Below are 21,772 nucleotides of genomic sequence, written 5' to 3' on the forward strand. Positions count from 1 at the left end.
CAGCATGAGCAATGAGAAGCGCAGCGCGACAGTGTGTTTCGGCGCGCTTGCCTACCGCCCCGATGGTGCGGGAGTCGCGACCTACCAGCGGGAGCTGCTGGCCCGGCTGGTCGGGGTGATGCCGCAGTCGCGATTGTCGGCGCTGGTGCAGGCCGATGCCGCCCCGGTGTTGCCCTCGGGTATCGCCGCCCTGACCCGGCCGGTCGCGGCGGGGGCGCGTCGCGCCTGGCACGGGGTGGCGCCCCTGCGCGGGTTCGACCTGTTCCACGGGCTCGATGTCGATGTGCCACTGGCGGGTCCGCGCGCCACTGTCGCCACGGTGCACGATCTGTCGGTCTTCGATGTGCCGTGGGCGTTCAGCCGCTATCGGGCGGGCGGCGAGCAACTCCTCGTGCGGACGGCGCTGCGCCGGGCCGATCTGCTCATCGCGGTCTCGGAGTTCACCGCGCAGCGGATCGCCGACCGATTCGGCCGCGAGGCCGTGGTGGTGCCACTGGCCCCCGCGACATGGGCACGGGTGCCCGAGGAACGGGCCGTGGACAAGGTACGCGCGCGGTATGGGCTGCCGGATCGGTTCGTGCTGCAGGTGGGCACCGTGGAGCCGCGCAAGCAGGTCGCCATGCTCGACGAGGCGACACGCCTGCTCGACATTCCCCTCGTCCTGGCCGGTGGCGGGTCCGACGGGCCCGCGGCACCCCGGTCCGCGCTCGGGCTCGGCTACGTCGACACCGCCGATCTGCCCGCGCTGTACGCGGCCGCGACCGTGGTGGCGTACTGCTCGCAGTACGAAGGATTCGGTCTGCCCCCGGTCGAGGCGATGGCCTGCGGTGGCGCGGTCGTCGCGAGTGCCGTCGGCGCGCTGCCCCAGGTCTGCGGCGACGGCGCGGTACTGGTGGAGCAGACGAACGTGCAAGCCTGGGTGCGGGCGCTGCGGCCGCTGCTGCACGACGAGAGCGCCAATCAGGACCTGCGTGATCGCGGTCTCGTCGCGGCGGCCGCATTGAGCTGGCAGTCCACGGCGGAGGCGACGGTCACCGCCTACCGCACCGCGGGGCTGCTACCGTGACCGCCGAAGCCGCGCCCCCCGGTACCGATCACCCGCCCGGGCCCCTGGAATCCCGGTCGCGCGCGCTGTCGGGCCGGGCCGCGGCGAACAACACCGCGGCCATGCTGGCGAGCCGGATCTTCGCGGCGGTACTCGGCCTGCTCGGCACGACATTGATCGCGCGCGCGCTGCCCGCGGTCGAATGGGGATACTTCTCCTTCGTCTTCGGCCTGCTCGGGATGCTCGCCATCATCACCGACCTGGGCGTCGGCCGAGCGGTCATCGGCAAACTGGTGCACGGCGACCCCGCCGAATCGGCTGAGATCGCCACGTCGTTCATCATGTTGCGGACGGTGCTGGGTCTGCTGGGCTACGGGCTCGCCATGGCCTATGTGTTCGTGCTGCGCTGTCCGCCCGAGGTGATCGCCGCGACCGCGATCGCCGGGCTGGTGGTGGTCATCGCCACACCCAGCCACGCCCTGACGGTCCTGTTCCAGTCGACCATGCGCTTGACCTTGGTCGCCGCCGCCGAAGCCCTTGCCCGCACCGTGCAACTGGCGCTGACCGTGGTGGCGGTGCTCTGGGCACCCACCCTGCTGGTCGTCGTGGTACCCGCCCTCCTGTACGAGGTCGTCGCGGTCACGGTCAAGATCGTCGCGGTGGCGCGCGGTCACGGCGGACCCGTCCCCGCTCGGCGCGTCGAACTGCGCTGGTGGGGCGAGATGCTGCGCGAGGCACTGCCCTTGAGCATCGGCCTCGCGTTGATCATCATGCTGCAGAAGGTGGGCCTGCTGCTGCTCGGCCATTTCGACAGCTTCGAGTCCGTCGGCCTTTTCGCCATCGGCATGAAGTTCGCCGACCTGGTCGATACCGCGGCGATCGCTGTGGTCGCCCCGATGACGACCCTGCTGATCGCGCTGTGGCCGTCTGACCCGGATCGTTTCCGCCAGTACTTCCGCCGAGCCACTGTCGCGGTGATCGCTCTCGGACTCACTGCGCTGGTCGCCTTCTGGCCGGTCGCCACCCAGGTCGTCGCGCTGCTGTTCGGTCCGAACTTCGATGCCGCCGTCGACGCCAGCCGGATCCAGATCGTCGGCGGGCTCCTCGGGGCGCTCGCGCACCTGGGCCTGGTGGCGCTGATGGCGACCGGCCGGAACCACTTGATTCCGTGGATCGCGTTGGCGGCCCTCGCCGTCAATCTCGGTGTGTCGTGGCCGCTGATCTCCCGATTGTCGTTCGAGGGGGCCGCCATCGCCGGATTGCTGGCGCAGGTGGTGCTGCTGGTCGCGGTGTGGCTGGCCCTGGTGCTCACGCTCCGGCTGCGCCGATTGGTGCCGATCGCCACGGTGGCGATGATCGGTGGCGTCGCCGGGGTGGTGATCGTCGCGGCGACCCGAATCGACCAGAGCTGGGGGCCTCCGTGGATTCTCACCTCGGTCGCCGCCTGCCTGATATATCTTCTTCTCGCCGGAGGCATCCTGCGAAAAACCGATGGATTGACGATACGAAACCTGCGGGGTCCGAAAGCTGATGAGACTGTGGCGAATCGCGCGAGCGGTGTGCACCGCGATGGTCGCCACCGCGATGATGCTCGGCTGCGCACCGGCGCCGACCGCGATGAATGACCCGCCGGTCCGTGCCGGGCTCGGTATCTCCGGCGGGCACTCCTGGCTCCGGCTCGATGCCGCCGAACTGGATCGGCAGATGGCGATCGTCGCGGGTGCCGGTGCCACCTGGGTTCGTCTCGACATCGACTGGGCCTTGATCGAACCTGTTCGCGGACAGAAGGATTGGACTGCCACCGATCGGGTCGTGCGCGCGGCGCGCGCGCACGCGCTGTCGGTGCTGGCCATTCTCACCTACGCGCCGGCGTGGGCGGGGCCGCACGGCGGGGTCGGCGGCAGCAAAGCCGCCCCGCATCCGGTGCTGTTCGGGGAGTTCGCCGGCGCTGCCGTCGATCACTACGGTGACCAGATCTCGCACTGGGAGATCTGGAACGAACCCAATGTCACCGCGTTCTTCGCACCGGCACCCGATGTCGGCTTGTACGCGCACCTGTTGCGGCAGGCGGCGCTGGCGGTGCGCGCGCGCCAGCCGCACGGTCAGGTCATCGTCGGCGGATTGGCGCCGTCGACGAACAACGGCCGGGACATCTCGCCGACCTCGTTCGTCGAGTCGCTCTACGCACTCGGTGCCGACGCCGACTTCGATGGAATCGCGATGCATCCCTATTCCTACCCGGAGTTGCCGGATTCACCGGCCTGGTACAACGCGTTTCAGAATCTGACGTGGATCAGGCGAATCATGGACGAGCGCGGCGACCAGGCGAAGTTGTTGTGGCCCACCGAATTCGGGGCGCCGACCGGGACCGGCGCGCGGGCGGTCAGCGAGCTTCGGCAGGCCGAGATCCTCGATCGGGGACTCGACATGATCGCCGAGCTCCACGAGGTCGGCCCGGTATTCGTGTACTCGCTGGTCGACGCGGGTGACGACCGCGACGATCTCGAGGACAACTTCGGCGTGCTCCGGCGGGACTACACCGAGAAGCCTGCCGTGGCGGTTCTGCGCGCACGAGCGGAGGGCCTGCGTGTCGGCCGATGACGTGGTGCGCGATCTCGTGTTCGTCGCGCACTCGGCCCAGGCCTCGGGTGCGGAGAAGGTCATGCTCGGCCTGGTGGACCTGGCGCTGAGCCGAGGGCACCGGGTGCGGGTGGCCTGTCCCGAGGGCCCGCTTCGCGAGTTGCTGCCCGCGTCGGCCGGTCACGTGCGGATTCCAGAACTCGGCCTGGCGGGTCAGCGGGGCGGTCGACGGCTCCTCGCCGCGGCGACGATGGCACGGCACTGGTTGCGGGCCGCGGTCGTGCTCCGGGCACTGTCGCGGAGTGATCGTGCCGAGATCATCGTCAACTCGACCATGGCCCTGCCCGCCGTGGCGCTGGCACTGCCGCGCCGTCGGTCCGCGGTGTGGCTGGTGCACGATGTGCTGGCCAGCCGCCGTCAAGTGACGGTGGCCAGGGTGGGGCGCGCGGCGGTCCACCGCGCTGTCGCGGTCTCCGAACGCGCCGCCGCGCCGGTGCGGCAGCTGGGCTTCGAGGTGCAGGTCGCTGTGCAGGGGGTGGTGTGGCCGGTCGAACCGGTCCCCATGGTCGAGCGCACGCCGCTCGTGGTCGGCATTCTCGGTGTGATCACCGAGTGGAAGGGCCAGCACGTGCTGTTGGCCGCGGCCGCGGGACTTCCCGAGATCAGCGTTGAGATCGCGGGAACGGCCCACCCAGGTGACGAACCGTACCTGGCCGCTCTGCGGGAGCGGTCGCAGCGCGCGGATCTGGCCGGTAGGGTCAGCTTTCTCGGTCGGGTGGACGCCTGGGCGGCCCTGCGCGAATGGGACATCCTGGTGTCGGCGAGCGTACTGCCCGAGGCCGGTCCGCTGGTGGTGCTGGAGGCCATGAGTCTGGGTGTCCCCGTGGTGGCGACCGACCACGGCGGCAACGTCACCGAGGACGTCGCACTGTGCGTACCGGCCGACGACCCGATCGCTTTGCACGCCGCCCTGCAGCGGCTCGTGGACGACCCGCAGCTGCGCGTACAACTGAGCGAGGCAGGTCGTGCCCGCGTCGCCGCCTGCCACGACCGGTCCGAGACGGAGCCGAGGATGCTCGACATGATGCTCGGCTCCGAGTACGAGCGATAGACGCCAGGCCCGTGTCGATCAGATGGAGACGTCCTCGGCATCGGGTGGGCGGGGGCCGGCGGGATCGTCGATCATCCAGCGGCCGTCGAGGGAGGGCAGCGCGGCGCAGACCTCGGCGAGCAGGTCGGGCAGTGTCAACAGCACCAGGTCGGGGTCGGCGGCGACGAGGGCGGCGGGGGAGATGATGGGCACATCGGTGCCCGGCATGCGGCAGCCCTGTTTTCCGGGCGAGGCGTCGGCGACGCCGGCGAGCAGGCCGCGGTGGGTACCCGCCATGGCCAGGAGGGCGACGGCGCGCGAGGCGGCGCCATAGGCGTAGACCCGTTTACCCTGTGCCGCAGCGTGTTCCAGCCAGTCACGCAACCCGCGCACGTGGTGGTCGACGACTTCCTGCACGGCGGCGATCGCCGCGGGAGTGAGCGCGGCCTCCTCGGCGGCGAGCACTCGCCCGACTGTCGGATCGGGCGCGTGGACGCCGTGCCGGGCGGCGACCAGTACGGTGCCGCCGTAGAGATCGAACTCCCACGCGGTGACCAGACTCATCCCGGCTGCCCGCAGCTGCGCCTGCAGCGTCGCCAGCGAGTAGTAGGCGAAATGGCCGTGCCGCAGAGCATTCCACTGTCCCTGTGCGACGATCGCGGCCAGCGAATGGTACTGGATCAGCAGCACGCCCCCGGGCGCGGTGGCGGCCACCCGCGCCGCGAACGCCGCCCGCTGGTCAGGTTCGTGCATGATCCCGAAGCAGTCGAGGACCACATCAGCCGCGCCGTCGGGTCGCTCGACGAAGCCGCGCTGAGCGAGTAGCGGCAGCCAGGTTCCGCCGTGCGGGCTGCCGAACTCGGTCACTGTCGATCCACGGAGCAGTCCGGCGGTGTGGACGCGACGCACGGCGTCGGCCGCCTGGTCGCGCAGGGCTTGTGGTTCGATGCCGTGGGGTTCGGCTGTGACAGTGTCATCGTCGGCGAGTTGCGCCAAACCGCAGTCGTCGCACCGGTCCATCCGCAGCCCGTGACCGGTCTCGGCCGGGTCGGGAGGTGAGTCGTGTGGTGGGAAGTGGTCGGCCGCGGGCACTGTGCCGAGGTCGAGCACGGTGGTGAGCGTGGATTCGCCGCAGCCACGGCAGCGCCGGGTCATGGCAGGATTGCCCCGTGCGAATCGAGCGGACAGAGTTGGCCGACGTGGTGGTACTGGTGCCCGAACCGTTCCGCGACGATCGCGGCCTGTTCACCCGGACCTTCGACGCCCACGAGTTCGACGCTCACCTCGGCATCGACGGCGCGGCGGCGGCGTTCGTGCAGGATTCGCAGTCGCGGTCGGTGCGGGGGGTGATCCGCGGCATGCACGGACGTGGCGGGCGCGGCGAAGCCAAGCTGGTGCGGTGCGCGCACGGCGCCGTGTACGACGTGCTCGTCGACATCCGCCCTGACTCGCCGACCTTCGGTGCGCGGCAAGCCTTCCGGCTCGACGACGAGCGGTTCCACCACCTCTACGTGCCGCCGGGCTTCCTGCACGGCTTTCAGGCCCTCACCGAGCTCGCCGATGTCTGCTACCGCATCGATCGCCCGCACGATCCGGCCGAGGATCTCGGCGTCGCCTACGACGACCCCGAGCTGGCGATCGACTGGCCGCTGCCCGCCGGGCTCGTGTCCGCGCGCGACGCCGAGGCGGGGAGCTGGGCCGCGCTGCGCGCTACGCTGACGCCGACGCACTGATCCGCCGCAATCGCGCGTCGAGCACCCCCGCGTCACAGAGCCCCTGCAGGTGCGGCAGGCGGGTGAACCGCTGGAAGAACGCCTCGGCGGTGAGCCCGCGCGCGGTGTACTCGGTGCGGAGTTCCACCGCGCCCGCCGGCACCGTCCACTGTGCCTCGAAACCGAGAACCTCACGCGCGGAAGAGAAATCGACCCGGTACGAGCGCGGATCGGCGCCGCTCTCGCCGGTGATCAGCAGGCGCGAACCCGGTACCGCCTCGACCACCGCGGCGGCGATCTCGGCGACGGTCAGATTGTTGACCTCGGAGCCGATGTTGAACGCCCGGCAGGAGAGGTCGGCGGCGGGTGCGGTCAGGCAGGTCGCGAACGCGGTCGCGATGTCACGCGCGTGCACCAGCGGACGCCACGGTGTGCCGTCGGAAAGCACCTTCACCTCACCGGTGAGCACGGCGTAGCCGACCAGGTTGTTGAGCACGATGTCGGCGCGCAGACGCGGCGAGAAGCCGAAAGCTGTGGCGTTGCGCAGGAATACCGGCGTGAAATCGTCATCGGCCAGGGCGGCGACATCGTCTTCGACGCGCACCTTGCTCTGCGCGTAGGGCGTGATCGGGCGCAGCGGCGCGTCCTCGGTGACCAGCTCGGTGCCCGCCGCGCCGTACACCGAACAGGTGGAGGCGTAGAGGAACCGGCGCACCCCGGCCTCCTTGGCCAGCCGCGCCAGCCGTACCGAGGCGTGATGGTTGATGTCGTAGGTGATCTCGGGCGCGAGCGCGCCCAGCGGATCGTTCGACAGCGCCGCCAGGTGGATCACCGCGTCGAAACCCCGCAACTGCTCCACGGTGACCTCACGCAGGTCCACCGCCAACCCCTCGGGATCACCGGCGAACTCGCCCAGCAGGCAGTCGGCGAAGTAGCCGATGTCCAGGCCGGTGACCGTGTGACCCGCCGCCTCGAGCACGGGCACCATCACGGTGCCGAGATAGCCCTGGTGCCCGGTGACCAGTACCCGCATGTTCACTTCTGTTCCCATCTGATGATCGCCTTGTCGAGCACGAACGCCTCGGCATACGGTGCGTGGCACTGCACGCCACGCAGCCGGGCAAGCCCGAGGAAGGCCTGGTCGTCGAACCAGTCGCGGCCCGTCTGTGACCGATAGTGCTCGTGCAGCAGTCGCGACTTCTCCTGCGCGAGTTCGGTACTGATCGGGTGGTACAGCGTGGGTGCCGGAGTGTCGGTCTCCCACTTGAGGATCTCGTAGCCGAGGATCAGGTGGTCGCGGAACTCGGTCGGCACCAACTCGGCCAGCAGCCGGTGGTCCTGGTGCGCGTCGCCGCGGTGCGGGGCGAACACCACCTCGTCGTCGCCGTCGCGCCGGAACCGGGCCAGCGCGTCCTTGATCCGGTCCCAGTGCGCTGGCGCGCGCCCGTCGGGGATGTCGAGCACCTCGAGCTGCGGTTTCGTGCCGGAACAGAACGCTGTCAGCGCCGCGCGCTCCTCGTCTTCGCGCGCGGTTCCGGCACCGGAGAGCACCAGCGCCCGGACCTCGACCTCGGGATCGGCCCCGGTCAGTGCCAGCAGCGTCGCCCCCATGCCGATCGCGATGTCGTCGCAGTGCGCGCCGAGCACCGCGATCCGGCGCGGCGGGCGGGTGAACAGCCCGATCACGCCGACTCCCACACCATCCACGGCCGGGAACCATTGCGGTAGGCGTCGTCGAGTTCGGCACGCTCCTTGAACGTGTCGGCGGGCTTCCAGAAGCCCAGATGCTGATAGCCGAACAGCCTGCCCTGCCCGGCGAGCGCACCGCACGCGTCGGCGACGAGGTCGCCGCCCGGTGGCAGCAGCTCGAAGATCTCCTGACTGAGCACGAAGTAGCCGCCGTTCTCCCACAGCGGCATACGCGCCACCGGCATGATCTCCTTCACCTCACCGGCGGGGGTCAGATCGACGCAGTGGAACGAGGACTGCGGCGGCACCACCATCATCGACGCGGCCGCACCCGATTCGTGGAAACGCTCGATCATGGTGTTCAGGGGCGCGTCGGTGAGGACGTCGGCGTAGTTGGCCAGGAAGTACTCGTCACCGTCGAGATGCTCGCGCACCCGGCGCAACCGCTCACCGATTGCGGACTCGACGCCGGTGTCGACGAAGGTGATCGACCAGTCGCTGATGTCGCTGCCGAGCAGTTCCACCTGACCGTTGCGGATCACGAAGTCGTTGGACGCCGACTCCTGGTAGGTGAGGAAGAAGTTCTTGATGTGCTCGGCGCCGTAACCCAGGCACAGCACGAACTCCTTGTGCCCGAAGTGCGCGTAGTAGCGCATCACGTGCCACAGCAGCGGGCGCGGCCCCACCAGCTGCATCGGTTTGGGAACGACGTCGTCGGAACCGCCGCGCATGCGCATGCCGTAACCGCCGCAGAACAAAACGACCTTCATCAGTTCACCTTCGTGTCGGCGAGACCGGCTGCGACCGGCTCGCCCATCGGTACGCCGCGATGCAGCACCGGTAGCGGATAGATCAGTTCGCCGCCCCACTCCCCGACATGGTGGAGCTGGGCGGTGATCTCGGATTCCAGATTCCACGGCAGGACCAGCACCACATCGGGCCGGTCGAGGTCGAGGCGCTCCGGCGGATGGATCGGAATCCGGGTGCCGGGGGTGTAGCGACCGTGCTTGTAGGGGTTGCGGTCCACGGTGTACTCGAGCAGGTCGGGCCGGACGCCGCAGTAGTTCAGCAGCGTATTGCCCTTTCCGGGCGCGCCGTAGCCGACCACTCGCTTGCCCGCCGCCCGGCAGTCGAGCAGGAACCGCAACAGCTCCTGGCGCACCGACTCCGCTCGCGGGCCCAGCTCGGCGTAGCCCGCCGGATCGTGCAGCCCGGCCGCGCGTTCGAGATCGAGCACCTCGGCGACCCGCGGTGTCGCCACCGCCACCGGCTCGGGGCGTGCCCACAGCCGGATCGAGCCGCCGTGGGTGTCGAGCAATTCCACGTCGACGACCGTCAGCCCGGCCACGGCCAGGGCTCGCTGCGCGGAGTACACGGTGTAGTACTGGAAATGCTCGTGGTAGACGGTGTCGAACTGGCCGAGCTGGACCAGGTTCAGCGCGTGGTGCACCTCGATGCTGAGCCAGCCGTCGTCGCTGAGCAGGGTGCGCAAGGCGCGGGTGAAGCCGCGCAGATCGGGAATGTGGGCGTAGACATTGTTGGCGACCACCAGATCGGCGGGACCGTGCTCGGCGCGCACCCGAGCGGCCGAGTCCTCGTCGAGGAACGTTGTCTCGGTGGGCACCCCCGCCGCGCGCGCCGCCGCGCCCACATTGACCGAGGGCTCGATACCGAGGCAGGGAATTGCGCGCGCGACCGCGTGGCGCAGCAGGTAGCCGTCGTTGCTCGCCACCTCGACGACGAACGAGTCGGTATCGAGGGCGAGCCGCTCGACGGCGGTGGCGACGAACTGCTCGGCGTGGCGCACCCAGCTCTGCGAGTACGAGGAGAAGTACGCGTACTCGGTGAAGGTCTCCTCGGGGGTGATCAGCGCCGGGATCTGCAACAGCAGGCAGTCCTGGCACAGGCGCAGGTGCAGCGGATACGTCGCCTCCGGCAGGTCGAGGTCGTCCGCGGCGAGGAAGCTCTCGCACGGCGGCGTGGCACCCAGATCGAGCACGCTCGTGAGTCGATCGGAATCACAGAGTCGACATTGCACGGGGCCCCACCTTCTTGCACGTTCGCGAGATCGTCCCGCACCGCTGCCGGACATGCCGAACGTCGGCCCGACGGGCTCAGACGTTACAGCGAGGGCGCCGGAACGGCCTCCTGAAACAGCTGGGACGGAAACTTGTCCGTGATATGTTTCGGAGTTGGACCAGCTCAGCGCCCGTCAGCAATCGGTTGGCGACGGCGACTGTTCCTCGCTCGCAAGTGATGTCACTCACCGGGCGAGATGACTGTACTGGATTGATGTCCACAGGCAATCGAATTCTGACGCGCTTGCCGGGCGATGGCCGCGTCTTCCGGCTAATCTCTGGAACACGTTGCGGCACTGCCTTTTCGGTGTGACGTCCGCCGGACGGTCTGTAACAATCAGCGGACGGGTATCGAATCGACGGAAGTAGGACGGCCGCAGCGGCCGCGTTCCGATCGATGGGGATCGGGAAACGATTCGTCTCCCGAGGGGGAGTGTGGGTTCATGAGCTACGAGCTCACCAGTGGTGGTGACCTCGATGTCGTCCGTGGCATCGGCATGCTGCGCACGCAGCGGGAGAGTTGGCAGGCCGCGTTCGTCCAGCGATTGGTCGTCACCGATGTCGTCGCGGTGTTCGGCGCGGTGGTCGCCGCGCAGATCATCCGCTTCGGTGGTCCAGCCGCGCCGCCACTGGCCTGGCCGCTGCCCTACGAGGTCGGCTATTCGGTGGTGTCACTGGCCTTGGCCGCGGGCTGGCTGGCGCTGCTGCACGGGTACGGCACTCGCACGCCGCAGGTGATCGGCACCGGGACCGAGGAATTCCGTCGGCTGGTGTCGGCGACGCTTGGCCTGTTCGGCGTGCTCGCGATCCTGGCCCTGCTCTTGCGGGTCGAAGTGGCGCGTGGGTATCTCGCCATCGCGTTGCCCGCCGGATTGTGCGCCCTGCTCGTGGGCCGCGCGGCTTGGCGACTGCGATTGCGGCGGTGGCGTGCGCAAGGCCGCTGCCACACCGCCGTGCTCGTCGTCGGTTCGTCCGAGGCGGCGCACGCGATGGCCACCGCCTTCACCGGTGATCCGGGGTCGGGCTATCGGGTGGTCGGCGTGTGCGTGCCCACCGGCGCGGTGCGGCCACAGTTCGATGCGAGCGACGGTCCGGCTGTCCTCGGTGACGATCGATCGGTGCTCGACGCGGTGCGCCGCAGCCGGGCCGATTCGGTCGCGGTCGCCGCGACCGATCATCTGGGTCCGGCCGAACTGCGACGCATGGCGTGGGCATTGGATCCCCTGGGGGTGGATCTGATCGTGGCGCCGGGCGTCGTCGACATCGCGGGCGTCCGGCTGACCAACCGGCTCGTCGCGGGCATGCCGATGCTGCACATCGACCCGCCCCGGTACGGCCGCGCCAAGTCCAGCCGCAAGGCGGTGTTCGACTTCTGCTTCGCCGCGATCGTGCTGGTGCTCGTGGCGCCGGTGCTGGCCGCCATCGCGGTGGCCGTCAAACTGACCAGCGCGGGTCCGGTGTTCTACCTGTCGGAGCGGATCGGTCGCGACGGCGTTCCGTTCCGGATGATCAAGTTCCGCAGCATGCTCGTCGACGCCGATGCCGCCGTGGACGCGCTCATCGAACGTCACGGCGGCAACCCGGTGTTCTTCAAGGTCAAGGACGATCCGCGAGTGACACCGGTCGGCCGATTCCTGCGCAAGTACAGCCTCGACGAGTTGCCACAGTTCTTCAACGTGCTGCGCGGGGACATGAGTGTGGTCGGCCCGCGCCCGCAGGTCCAGCGTGAGGTCGACAGCTACGACGGCGAGACCCGCAGGCGCCTGCTGGTCAAGCCGGGAGTCACCGGGCTATGGCAGGTCAGCGGGCGCTCGGACCTGTCACCGGAAGACTCTGTGCGCCTCGATCTCTCCTATGTCGAGAACTGGTCGATGTTCCTCGACCTCGCCCTGATCGGCCGAACCATCGGGGTGGTCACCCGCGGCGATGGCGCGTACTGACGACCCCGCCGACCACTGACGCGGATCACGGGGCCGGTCTGCGTCAGGGCCGAGCACGCTGCCGGTGAGCGCGACGGCGGTGACACCGACGCGCTGGGAGAAAATTGTCGTGTCGGACTCGTCGGCGACCCGTTCGACCGGCGCCCGACTATGGTCGAGTTCATGGCTACCGGCACATCGACGACGGCAGAACATCTCCGCGCGGCCCTGGACGGACCCTGGCGCGCGGTCCGCGAACAGGCACGAATCCAGCTCGCCGAAGACCGGTTCTTCGGGGACCCCGAACTCGACTACCACGCCCAGCGCGAGCGCGTGCTCGACCAGATGAAGGCGATCACCACCCTCGGCTACGCCGAGCGCGGGTTCCGGCCGGAGAACGGCGGCACCGGTGATCCGGGCGGCGCGGTCACCGGGCTGGAGATGCTGGCCTACACCGACCTGTCGCTGTGGGTGAAAGCCGGTGTGCAGTGGGGCCTGTTCGGCGGTGCCGTGGAGAACCTGGGCACCGAACGCCACCGCGACCACATCAAGCAGCTGATCTCGCTGGACCTGCTCGGTTGTTTCGCCATGACCGAGTCCGGCCACGGCAGCGATGTCGCCGACCTCGAGACCACGGCGACCTACGACCCGGCCACGCAGGAATTCGTCATCCACAGCCCAACCCCGTCGGCGCGCAAGGACTACATCGGCGGCGCCGCGGTGCACGCGCGCATCGCCGCGGTGTTCGCGCAGCTGATCGTCGGCGGCGAGAACAAGGGCGTGCACTGCCTGCTGGTGCCGATCCGCGACGAGCGCGGCGCCGACCTGCCCGGCGTGACCACCTACGACGACGGACTCAAAGGCGGCCTGCTCGGTGTCGACAACGGCCGCATCGTCTTCGACCAGGTCCGGATCCCGCGGGAGAACCTGCTCAACCGCTACGCCGATGTCGCCCCCGACGGCACCTACAGCTCCGAGATCGAGAACCCGAGTCGCCGCTTCTTCACCACCCTCGGCACCCTGGTGCGCGGCCGGGTCAGCGTCGGTGGCGCGGCCGCGGCGGGTGCGCGCGTGGCGCTGAGCATCGCGGTGCGCTACGCGCTGGCCCGCAGGCAGTTCGCCGACCCCGACACCGGCGAGGAGACCCTGCTGCTGGACTACCGCAGCCATCAGCGCCGGTTGCTGCCGTTGGTCGCGAAGTCCTTCGCGCTGTCCTTCGCGCAGAACGATCTCGTGCGCAAGATGGATCTGGTGCAGACCGGTCGCGAGACCGAACCCGGCGCCCAGCGCGCGCTGGAGAAGCGCGCCGCGGGTCTCAAGGTCGCCCAGACCCGGCACGCCACCCGCGCGATCCAGGAATGCCGCGAAGCCTGCGGTGGCGCGGGCTACCTCACCGAGAACCGCCTGGTGACCCTCAAGGCCGACACCGATGTGTTCACCACCTTCGAGGGCGACAACGTGGTGCTCACCCAGCTCGTCGCGAAGGAACTGCTCACCGCCTACTCCGACGAGGTCCGCGACCTCGACGCGCTCGGCTGGGTGAAGTTCGCGGCCACCATGGCCGGCGATGTGGTGCGCAAGCGTTCGGGTGTGCGCCAGCTGATCCAGACCCTGCGCGACCGCAGCGACGAGACCGTCGACGAGGGTGACCTGTCCAAGCGCTCGGTGCAGCTGCAGCTGTTCGCCGACCGCGAGGACTACCTGCTGCGCACCGCCGCGCACCGATTGCGTGCCCGCGCCGCCGACACCGGCCCGTTCGAGGCGTTCAACAACGCCCAGGACCACATCCTGGCCGCCGGCGCCGCGCACATCGACCGGCTGATACTCGAGGAATTCGTCGACGGCATCGCCGCCATCGAGGACCCCGACGCCAGGGCACTGGCCGAAACCGTCTGCGATCTCTACGTGTATTCCACGCTCGAGGAGAACCTGGCCTGGTTCATCATGCACCGGTTCATGTCGGTGGAGCGGGCCAAGGCCGTGCGTCGCGGCGTCAACGAACTCGTCGACCGGCTGCGCCCCGACGCGCTGACCCTGGTCGAGGCGATGGGCGTGCCCGAGACCATGCTGCGCGCCGAGATGCTGCACGACGCCAGCGTTTTCGACCGCAGGTAGTTTCACTTTCGCCGCGCCCGCTCGTCACCTCGACGAGCTGGCGCGGCGTGCGTGTGTCCGGAGCATCTGCGAGATCCAGCACAGTCCGACCGCCATCGAGACTCCCGCCGCGGCGCCGCCGAGCACATCGGTGGGGTAGTGGTGGTCGCGTTCGACCATGCCGACCACGAGGGCGAGTACCGCGAGCACGGTCAGCGCCGCGATCACGCACCGTGCGCGCAGATCTCGCACCAGGCACGCGAAAGCCGTCGCGACGGTGACCAGGTGGACGGTGTGCCCGCTCGGGTACGCGAGATAGTCGTGCAGCTGCCGCTCCCACACCGGTTTCAGTACCCAGGTGTTGATCGCCACCGCGACCTCGGGCACCACCAGCATGGTCAACGCCGCCCACCACCGCCGGCGCAGTGCGAACCAGGCGCATCCCGCGATGAGTGCCAGCAGCACCACGGGCCCGTTGCTCGGCGCGACGAGCCACTGTCCGAGCGTCGGGGAGACCGCTTCATCGATCCGCGTCGACATCGCGGCATCGAGTGGGGTCGGGCCGCCGTCCGCGGGGAAGGTCGCCGGGATCGCGGCGGTGACCGCGGCGCCCGCGGCGATCACCGTGGCGCGCAGGGCGCCGGAACGGGTCGCGGAGTCGATCACGGAGGCGACGGTAGCCGTCGCCCCTCCGGTCGGTACCGACAGCTCAGGCAGGGCCGTAGGTGAGTACCAGCGAGACCAGGATCCACAGCACCCACACCATGGCGACGAGCATGCCGAGGGCGAGGGTGATCCGCAGGAATGCGCGACCGAAGTGGAGATCGCCGCCGACGCGCGGGTACAGCTTCCACGGGCTGTACCACGGCGCCACCAGTCGACCCGACTGTGCGTCGCGCTCGCGCTGGGCCAGTTCCTCGGCATAGGCCTCGGCCTGGGCCTGGCTGGGGCCGCCGTGCCACAGCGTCACATCGATCGGGCCGAAGAATCCCTCGTCGAGCAGATCCTGCGGTCCCGGCAGATACGGCAGGATGCCCATGCCGCGGAACACGATCGCGATGTCGTTGGCCGTCCAGCGGTTGTGGTCCTTCTTGGACAGCATCTCGAAGTACATCTCCAGCCGGTGCGGATCGTCGGTGACGATCACGTCGAAGCTGGGATCGGTCCACTCCTGGTGGACGTCGATCTGGGCCTCGGGCATCGGCACGATGAGGCCGAGCCCGTGGACCGCGCGCTGGCCCAGCCCGCGCGCGGCGAGATAGTCCTGCAGGGCGAAGGTGTGCGCGCGCGAGCGTTCCAGCGGTGTCGACTTCTCCGTGTCGGTGAACTGGGCGATCTCGCCGGACACCATCCACGGGCCGTTGAGCGGGATCTCGAGCACACCGTCCTGGGGGACGGCGAACAACTCCGCCTCGATCACCACGCAGCTGGTCGGCGTGAAGACCACGGCGTCGAAGTGGTGCAGCTGGTCGGCGTGGAACATGCTGCAGTTGACGACGGCGATGCCGTGCGGATTGCCCGGCTCCCGCCAGGTGCGCAGCCAATCCAACAGTGCGAGCTCGGCTTCGGTGCCTGCCGCATTCTGCACGCGCACGAGCATGGGGACCACCCTTCTGGGTCGTTGGCGCCGCGGGCCGAGAACCGTTGGCGTACATCGTAGCTCGCTCGCCGGTCGATGCCGGGCAGGACGGTGCCGGTGTTCAGCTCGGTTCGGCGGGGAGTCGACCCGCCGCCACGGCCGCGACCAGCTCGGCGTGGTCGGCCTCGGTGCGGTCGGCGTAACGCACCGCGTACCGGGCGATCGCCGCCTCGAACCGGTCGTCCTCGGCTCCGTCGGTCTGCAGATAGCCCGCCAGCGCCCGTGGGTCCAGCGATCGTGCGTGCGCCCTGGCGAGCAGCGCACCGGCCAGTCTGCCGTAGTCGTCGAGGTCGTCGGCGGAGAGCTCGGCCGGATCGATACTGCCCTTGAGGTTGCGGAACTGGCGCACGATGAACGGCAGCGGCTCGGCCAGCTCGACGGTCGTCCAGCCGAGCAGGATGTCGGTCTCGGACTGCACCGTCCGCGCGCCCGCCACGATGCGCTCGCCCTCGTGCCGGGGCGCCGTCGCGGGCAGGAACGGCGCCAGCGCGGACGGGGTCGCTTGTTTGACCTGGAGAACGAGCGACTCCCCGGCATTGCCGTGCAGCAGCGCCACGTAGCTGTGCAAGCCCACGCTGCCGGTGCCGACGATCCGGAACGCCACATCCGAGACCGCGAACCGGGCCAGCAGATTGCGCCGCGATTCCCGGATGGTGCCGGCGTAGCGTTCCAGGCTGTCGATGACCGCCGCAGCGACCTGCGGGTCGACGGCGGTGAGGATCGGCGGGTCACTGACGAACCGGTGCTCGCTGATGCCGGTCTCGTGGTCCTCCAGATGCTCGGTCCACTTCGCCACCACCTTGGCGCTGGTGTTCTTGCGCGCCTTCTTGGCGGCCTTCTCGAAGTCGTCGAGCAGGTCCTCGGCCTTGGCGGTGGTCAGGATCGACTCGTCGTGCAGCACGCTCCAGGACTGCATGAACGGCATCGTCGCGAGGTCGTCGATGGTGTGCCGGTAGGACCACGCGGCATCGCGCGCGGCGCGGACGCAGTCGTCCTCGGTGGCGCCGCTCTCCCGGCCGGCCAGCACCAGGCTCGCCGCCAGTCGTTCCAGGTCCCACTCCCACGGTCCGACGATCGTCTCGTCGAAGTCGTTGACATCCATGACGATCTGGCCGCGCTGAGTGCCGTAGAGGCCGAAGTTGGCAGCGTGAGCATCGCCACAGATCTGCGCGAGCAAACCGCTGACCGGACCCGCGGCGAGGTCGGCGGCCATCAACCCGGCGGCTCCGCGGAAGAAGGTGAACGGCGTCGCCGTCATCCGGCCGATGCGCAGCGGGACGAGCCGGTCGATCCGGCCGCGATTGCTGGTCGCGACGAAGTCGAGCACCGCGGGCCGATCCGGGCTGTGCGCGGCCCGATCGCGCAGGGTGACCGGAACCTGTTCACGGGCGGCGCGACCGCGCTCGCGGGCATCCTCGGCGGAGACGTAGGAGCGCAGATCGATACCACTGACAGACACGACCGCCGAGGTTAGCGGTTCGGTGTGCGGGCGGCAGCGCGGTGGCGACGACCAGGCCCGATGTGGACGCCGTCGGGGGAGTTTCGGCGTGGCCGGATGGCGCAACCCGGGGTCGGTGCGGTAAGCAGGGGCGTGGCAACCGAATCGGGAACGCCGGGCACGCACGACACCGAAACCGGTGGCGTGTTCAGCGACCGCATCCTGACCGTGCCCAATGTGCTCAGCATGCTCCGCCTGATCGGAATACCGGTGTTCCTCTGGCTGCTGCTGGTTCGCCATGCCGACGGTTGGGCATTCACCCTGCTGATCGCCAGCGGTATCACCGATTTCCTCGATGGCAAACTCGCCAGGATGCTCGACCAGGCCTCGCGCCTCGGCGCGCTGCTCGACCCGCTCGTGGACCGGCTGTATCTGGTGACGACCCTGGTGGCGTTCGTCGCGCGCGGGCTGATCCCGTGGTGGATCGCGGTGATCCTGATCGGTCGTGACCTGGTGTTGACCGCGACGCTGTCGGTGTACAAACGCCGTGATCTGCCCGCACCGACCGTGATCTACCTGGGCAAAGCCGCCACATTCGCGCTGATGTCCGCCCTGCCGTGGATACTCACCGGGGAAATGGACTGGGCGGGGGCCGGATTGGGCTGGGCGTTCGGCTGGGCCCTGCTGATCTGGGGCACCGCACTGTACGTGTGGACCGGGCTGCTCTACGCGGGGCTGGCGGTCGCCGTGGCCCGATCGATACCGCCTGTGCCGCACCGCGGGAGCTAGTCGATACTGTTGCGTGCAACGTTGACGACGAAAGGACGTCCTGTGACCCGGACCCCCGAGGATCTGCACTACACCGAGGAGCACGAATGGGTACGGCGGACCGGACCGACGGCGGTCCGCGTCGGTATCACCGACTACGCCCAGTCACAGCTCGGTGACGTGGTGTTCGTGCAGCTGCCCGAGGTCGACAAGGACGTGACCGCCGGCGAGAGCATCGCCGAGGTCGAGTCGACCAAGAGCGTGTCCGACATCTACGCTCCGCTGAACGGGAAAGTCGTTGCGGTGAACGAGGATCTGGTGCAGTCGCCGGAGACGCTCAACACCGATCCCTACGACGAGGGATGGCTGTTCGAGCTGGCCTTCGACGACGGGGCAGCGCTCGATTCCGCCCTTGGTGAACTGCTGGATGCGGCGGGTTATCAAGGAGTTATCGGGGGCTGAGTCAGCCTTCACAGTTCTCCCTGCACGGGTGCGCCCCGGCAGGGTACGGTCAAAGCCAAGCGGATACGTCGGGGAAATCGACGCCGGGATCTTTTTCCTGGCGATGTGATCGCGCCGGTCGTGTCGCCGAATACAGCACCTGTTTGCATGGATAATCAGGTTCGAGGAGGAGAGAAACGGTGAGCGAGAACAGGGACCCGGGTTACGGGGAGACCGCGGCCGAGACGACATCGGTCTTCCGCGCGGACTTCCTCAACGAGGTCGACGCGTCGCGCTCCGGAGAGCCGGCCGGCGAACAGCCGGTGCAGGGCGTCGAGGGCCTGCCGGTCGGCGCGGCCCTCCTGGTGGTCAAGCGTGGCCCGAACGCGGGCTCGCGTTTTCTGCTGGATCAGCCGACCACATCAGCCGGCCGCCATCCCGACAGTGACATCTTTCTCGACGATGTCACCGTCAGCCGTCGGCACGCGGAGTTCCGTCAGGACGACGACTCGTTCCAGGTCGTCGATGTGGGCAGCCTCAACGGCACCTACGTCAACCGGGAGCCGGTGGACTCCTCGGAGCTGCAGAACGGCGACGAGGTCCAGATCGGCAAGTTCCGGCTGGTCTTCCTGACCGGGCCGCGCGCCCAGGCGAACGAATCGGCGTCGGGCGCGGGGTCGCGATGACCCCTACGGTGCTGGTGCCCGCGAAGGGCACAGTGCTGTGACGGGAGCGGCGCAGTGGGCGCGCGGAGGGATGTCGATCGGCTCCGTTCTCGACCTGCTGCGACCTGATTTTCCTGATATCACCATCTCCAAGATCCGGTTCCTCGAATCCGAGGGCCTGATCCGGCCGGAACGAACGCCGTCGGGATACCGACGGTTTTCTGTTGCCGACTACGAGCGGCTGCGCTTCGTGCTGACCGCGCAACGCGATCAGTATCTGCCGCTGAAGGTGATCAAGGAGCAGTTGGAGGCGATCGACAGCGGTGCGGCGACGCTGGGCGTGCGTGAAGCGCGCGCCCGCGCCCACCACCGGGGTGCCGCGGAGTCCGGACAGCGGTCCGGCTCCGCGGGCGCCGGGACCGAGGACGCGGCTCCGGCCGCGCCCCGCAGGCTCGGTGTCGTGCCGGGCGAAATCACCCCCGAGGAACTGCGCGTCGAAGTCGGCGTGCGGCTCACCAGGGCTGATGTGCTCACCAGGGCCGAGATCGACGACCGTTTCCTCGACGATCTGCTGCGCGCGGGACTCATCGTCCCCGGAGCGGGCGGCTTCTTCGAGCCCGATGCGGTCACGCTGGCACGCGCGGCCGCAGCGATGGCCGAGTTCGGGCTGGAGGCCCGGCACCTGCGCGCGTTCAAATTGGCCGCCGACCGAGAGGCGGCACTGGTTGCCCAGATCGCCGCGCCAATCGCCAAGAGTCGCGACGCCGACGCACGTGCCAGGGCCGAGGAGACCGTCCGCGAACTCGCGGCACTGTCACTGAACCTGCACGCGGCACTGGTGAAAGCCGCGGTGCGCACCGCACTCGGTGGCTGACACACCCGACCCGGTGATCCGGTATAACCCCGGCAACGCACCGATTTCGGCGGAAACGTCCTCGTTGCCCGGCCGGGAATTCGCCTAGACTCGTGGTACGTCGAGCTGGGCAGGGGTCGTGCCAGGCCGGCGGCGAGTATGGGAGGCAGGGCAACGCGTGAGTGAGCGTAGCGAGCGAACAGTGGACACAGTCGAGTCCTCGATCATGCCGGAGCCGAGCGCAAGCGAGGTGGAGGGATGAGCGAGATGCGCGTCATCGGCATTCGTGTCGAACAGCCACAGAACCAGCCCGTGCTGCTGCTGCGGGAGGCTGACGGTGAGCGGTACCTGCCGATCTGGATCGGGCAGGCCGAGGCCACCGCGATCGTGCTCGAGCAGGAGGGGGTCACCCCGATCCGTCCGCTCACTCACGATCTGATCAAGATTCTGATCACCGAACTCGGGCACACCCTCAAGGAAGTGCGGATCGTGGATCTGCAGGAGGGCACCTTCTACGCCGACCTGGTCTTCGACGGCGATCTCCGAGTCTCCGCGCGGCCGTCGGATTCGGTGGCGATCGCGTTGCGCGTCGGATGCCCGATCTACGCGGAGGAGCCGGTCCTGGTCGAGGCGGGGCTGGTGATGCCCGACGAACGCGAGGACGAGGTCGAGAAGTTCAAGGAGTTCCTGGAGTCGGTCTCGCCCGACGATTTCAAGGCCACCGACAGTTGATCGACCGGGCGATCTTCTATACCTGAAGTAGAGGTCTAGGGAATCGCCGTCCGTGGTGCTTGGTGTGACGACTGTGCTCGTCGGACAATGGCAGGAGTAACCTCGAAGGTCGGGCAACATCCGTCGTGACTGTGGGGCCAGCGAACGTCGGCAGAGCAAGGAGCGGTCAGTGGAAGAGCAAACGCAGGATGTGGTTCAGCCTGGCTTGTTCCCGGACGACTCGGTGCCGGACGATCTGGTCGGTTACCGGGTGCCCAGTGCGTGTCAGGTCGCGGGAATCACCTACCGTCAACTCGACTACTGGGCCCGGACCGGGCTGGTCGTGCCGTCCATAAGAGGCGCGGCGGGGTCGGGGAGTCAGCGGCTGTACTCGTTCAAGGACATCCTTGTCCTCAAGATCGTGAAACGGCTGTTGGACGCGGGAATCTCTTTACAGAACATTCGGATCGCCGTCGATCACCTGCGCAGCCGCGGCGTGGCTGATCTGGCGGGGATCACGCTGTTCTCCGATGGAACCTCGGTGTACGAGTGCACCTCGCCCGAGGAGGTAGTCGATTTACTGCAGGGCGGGCAGGGCGTCTTCGGCATCGCGGTCAGCGGTGCCATGCGAGAACTGACCGGGGCGATCGCCGATTTCCCCGCCGAACGGGCCACCGCCATCACCGACCGCCCCGAGGACGAACTGTCCTATCGGCGCAAGGCGCGAGAGAACCGTAAGACCGGCTAGTAACAAGAGTGATGAGCACTACACCCCCGGCGTGCCCCTGGTGGCGCGGCCGGGGGTTTGCTCGTTCTAGACTCGTTGGTGCGTCGCCGTCGTGCGGGAGAGTCCTGGATTCGTGAGTCCGGGCGCCGAAGGAGCAGCACCTCCCCGTCAATCTCTCAGGCAACAGGGACCGCGCGATGATTCGACGCCTCTGGAAAGCGGTGGCACCCGGCTGCCCGCCCACGGGGAAAGGGGCACGGCCGCACCACCTGGCCGGGTCGCCGAATCTCTCAGGCGCACAGACAGAGGGGGAGGGCTGGTAC

Annotated in this window: 21 protein-coding genes and 1 riboswitch; of the genes, 13 read left to right on the forward strand and 8 right to left on the reverse strand. The window is 68.8% G+C overall.

Going from position 1 to position 21,772, the window contains the following annotated elements; translation table 11 throughout:
* Positions 1–4 precede the first annotated feature (4 nt).
* The 4 genes from BOX37_RS15505 to BOX37_RS15520 are packed head-to-tail and all read left to right on the forward strand — an operon-like array spanning position 5 to position 4,736.
* Entirely contained in the window at positions 5–1,066 is a 1,062-nt protein-coding gene (locus BOX37_RS15505) for a glycosyltransferase family 4 protein (protein ID WP_071931537.1), read from the forward strand.
* The gene (locus BOX37_RS15510) at positions 1,063–2,670 is read left to right on the forward strand and encodes an oligosaccharide flippase family protein (RefSeq protein ID WP_071928271.1); all 1,608 of its coding nucleotides are present in this window, start codon (positions 1,063–1,065) and stop codon (positions 2,668–2,670) included. The genes BOX37_RS15505 and BOX37_RS15510 overlap by 4 nt, the downstream gene beginning before the upstream one ends.
* Positions 2,615–3,646, forward strand: a complete 1,032-nt coding sequence (locus tag BOX37_RS15515; RefSeq protein WP_156910420.1) for a glycoside hydrolase 5 family protein — start codon at positions 2,615–2,617, stop codon at positions 3,644–3,646. Before BOX37_RS15510 ends, BOX37_RS15515 begins: the two co-directional genes overlap by 56 nt.
* Entirely contained in the window at positions 3,633–4,736 is a 1,104-nt protein-coding gene (locus tag BOX37_RS15520) for a glycosyltransferase family 4 protein (protein ID WP_240505359.1), read from the forward strand. The genes BOX37_RS15515 and BOX37_RS15520 overlap by 14 nt, the downstream gene beginning before the upstream one ends.
* 18 nt (positions 4,737–4,754) lie before the next feature.
* Here the strand turns inward: BOX37_RS15520 and BOX37_RS15525 are convergent, their stop codons facing one another.
* Entirely contained in the window at positions 4,755–5,870 is a 1,116-nt protein-coding gene (locus tag BOX37_RS15525) for a class I SAM-dependent methyltransferase (RefSeq protein ID WP_071928272.1), read from the reverse strand.
* Positions 5,871–5,884: 14 nt separating this feature from the next.
* On the opposite strand from BOX37_RS15525, the gene rfbC reads away from it, so the two are divergent.
* Positions 5,885–6,448, forward strand: coding sequence for a dTDP-4-dehydrorhamnose 3,5-epimerase (gene rfbC / locus BOX37_RS15530; protein ID WP_071928273.1), 564 nt, complete (start codon positions 5,885–5,887; stop codon positions 6,446–6,448).
* Here the strand turns inward: rfbC and BOX37_RS15535 are convergent.
* Genes BOX37_RS15535 through BOX37_RS15550 form a run of 4 tightly spaced genes read right to left on the reverse strand, consistent with a single transcriptional unit; the run spans position 6,426 to position 10,154 of the window.
* The gene (locus tag BOX37_RS15535; protein ID WP_071928274.1) at positions 6,426–7,460 is read right to left on the reverse strand and encodes an NAD-dependent epimerase/dehydratase family protein; all 1,035 of its coding nucleotides are present in this window, start codon (positions 7,458–7,460) and stop codon (positions 6,426–6,428) included. The genes rfbC and BOX37_RS15535 overlap by 23 nt on opposite strands.
* A gap of 2 nt (positions 7,461–7,462) precedes the next feature.
* Entirely contained in the window at positions 7,463–8,113 is a 651-nt protein-coding gene (locus BOX37_RS15540) for a PIG-L deacetylase family protein (RefSeq protein ID WP_071931540.1), read from the reverse strand.
* Positions 8,110–8,886, reverse strand: a complete 777-nt coding sequence (locus BOX37_RS15545) for a glycosyltransferase family protein (protein ID WP_071928275.1) — start codon at positions 8,884–8,886, stop codon at positions 8,110–8,112. The genes BOX37_RS15540 and BOX37_RS15545 overlap by 4 nt, the downstream gene beginning before the upstream one ends.
* Complete coding sequence (locus tag BOX37_RS15550; protein WP_071928276.1) at positions 8,886–10,154, reverse strand: class I SAM-dependent methyltransferase; 1,269 nt, start codon at positions 10,152–10,154, stop codon at positions 8,886–8,888. The genes BOX37_RS15545 and BOX37_RS15550 overlap by 1 nt, the downstream gene beginning before the upstream one ends.
* 483 nt (positions 10,155–10,637) lie before the next feature.
* Here BOX37_RS15550 and BOX37_RS15555 point away from each other — a divergent pair, with 483 nt between their 5' ends.
* Entirely contained in the window at positions 10,638–12,134 is a 1,497-nt protein-coding gene (locus BOX37_RS15555; RefSeq protein ID WP_071928277.1) for a sugar transferase, read from the forward strand.
* A gap of 162 nt (positions 12,135–12,296) precedes the next feature.
* The gene (locus tag BOX37_RS15560; RefSeq protein ID WP_071931541.1) at positions 12,297–14,228 is read left to right on the forward strand and encodes an acyl-CoA dehydrogenase family protein; all 1,932 of its coding nucleotides are present in this window, start codon (positions 12,297–12,299) and stop codon (positions 14,226–14,228) included.
* Positions 14,229–14,252: 24 nt separating this feature from the next.
* On the opposite strand, the gene BOX37_RS15565 is transcribed toward BOX37_RS15560, so the two are convergent.
* The 3 genes from BOX37_RS15565 to BOX37_RS15575 form a co-directional block, all read right to left on the reverse strand.
* Complete coding sequence (locus BOX37_RS15565) at positions 14,253–14,873, reverse strand: phosphatase PAP2 family protein (RefSeq protein WP_240505360.1); 621 nt, start codon at positions 14,871–14,873, stop codon at positions 14,253–14,255.
* A gap of 43 nt (positions 14,874–14,916) precedes the next feature.
* On the reverse strand, positions 14,917–15,807 hold the full coding sequence (locus BOX37_RS15570; RefSeq protein ID WP_071928278.1) for a hypothetical protein: 891 nt from the start codon (positions 15,805–15,807) through the stop codon (positions 14,917–14,919).
* A gap of 100 nt (positions 15,808–15,907) precedes the next feature.
* Positions 15,908–17,305, reverse strand: coding sequence for a DUF2252 domain-containing protein (locus tag BOX37_RS15575; RefSeq protein WP_071928279.1), 1,398 nt, complete (start codon positions 17,303–17,305; stop codon positions 15,908–15,910).
* A 132-nt stretch (positions 17,306–17,437) separates the two neighbouring features.
* Between BOX37_RS15575 and BOX37_RS15580 the strand changes: the two genes are divergently transcribed.
* The 6 genes from BOX37_RS15580 (at position 17,438) to BOX37_RS15605 (ending at position 21,470) form a co-directional block, all read left to right on the forward strand.
* A complete protein-coding gene (locus BOX37_RS15580; protein WP_071928280.1) occupies positions 17,438–18,073 on the forward strand; it encodes a CDP-alcohol phosphatidyltransferase family protein in 636 nt (211 codons plus the stop codon).
* A gap of 42 nt (positions 18,074–18,115) precedes the next feature.
* Positions 18,116–18,514, forward strand: coding sequence for a glycine cleavage system protein GcvH (gene gcvH / locus BOX37_RS15585; RefSeq protein WP_071928281.1), 399 nt, complete (start codon positions 18,116–18,118; stop codon positions 18,512–18,514).
* A gap of 179 nt (positions 18,515–18,693) precedes the next feature.
* On the forward strand, positions 18,694–19,179 hold the full coding sequence (gene odhI / locus BOX37_RS15590; RefSeq protein ID WP_071928282.1) for an oxoglutarate dehydrogenase inhibitor Odhl: 486 nt from the start codon (positions 18,694–18,696) through the stop codon (positions 19,177–19,179).
* A 70-nt stretch (positions 19,180–19,249) separates the two neighbouring features.
* Positions 19,250–20,032 carry a transcriptional regulator FtsR gene (gene ftsR / locus BOX37_RS15595; protein ID WP_156910421.1) on the forward strand — a complete coding sequence of 261 codons (783 nt, stop codon included), beginning with the start codon at positions 19,250–19,252 and terminating at the stop codon, positions 20,030–20,032.
* A gap of 237 nt (positions 20,033–20,269) precedes the next feature.
* Positions 20,270–20,743, forward strand: a complete 474-nt coding sequence (locus BOX37_RS15600; RefSeq protein ID WP_071928284.1) for a bifunctional nuclease family protein — start codon at positions 20,270–20,272, stop codon at positions 20,741–20,743.
* A 169-nt stretch (positions 20,744–20,912) separates the two neighbouring features.
* Positions 20,913–21,470 (forward strand): MerR family transcriptional regulator, encoded by a 558-nt coding sequence (locus BOX37_RS15605; protein ID WP_156910422.1) that lies wholly within the window; start codon positions 20,913–20,915, stop codon positions 21,468–21,470.
* A gap of 84 nt (positions 21,471–21,554) precedes the next feature.
* Positions 21,555–21,652: riboswitch (glycine riboswitch) on the forward strand.
* Positions 21,653–21,772 lie beyond the last annotated feature (120 nt).

The sequence above is a fragment of the Nocardia mangyaensis genome (assembly GCF_001886715.1).
GTDB classification, from domain to species: Bacteria; Actinomycetota; Actinomycetes; order Mycobacteriales; family Mycobacteriaceae; genus Nocardia; species Nocardia mangyaensis.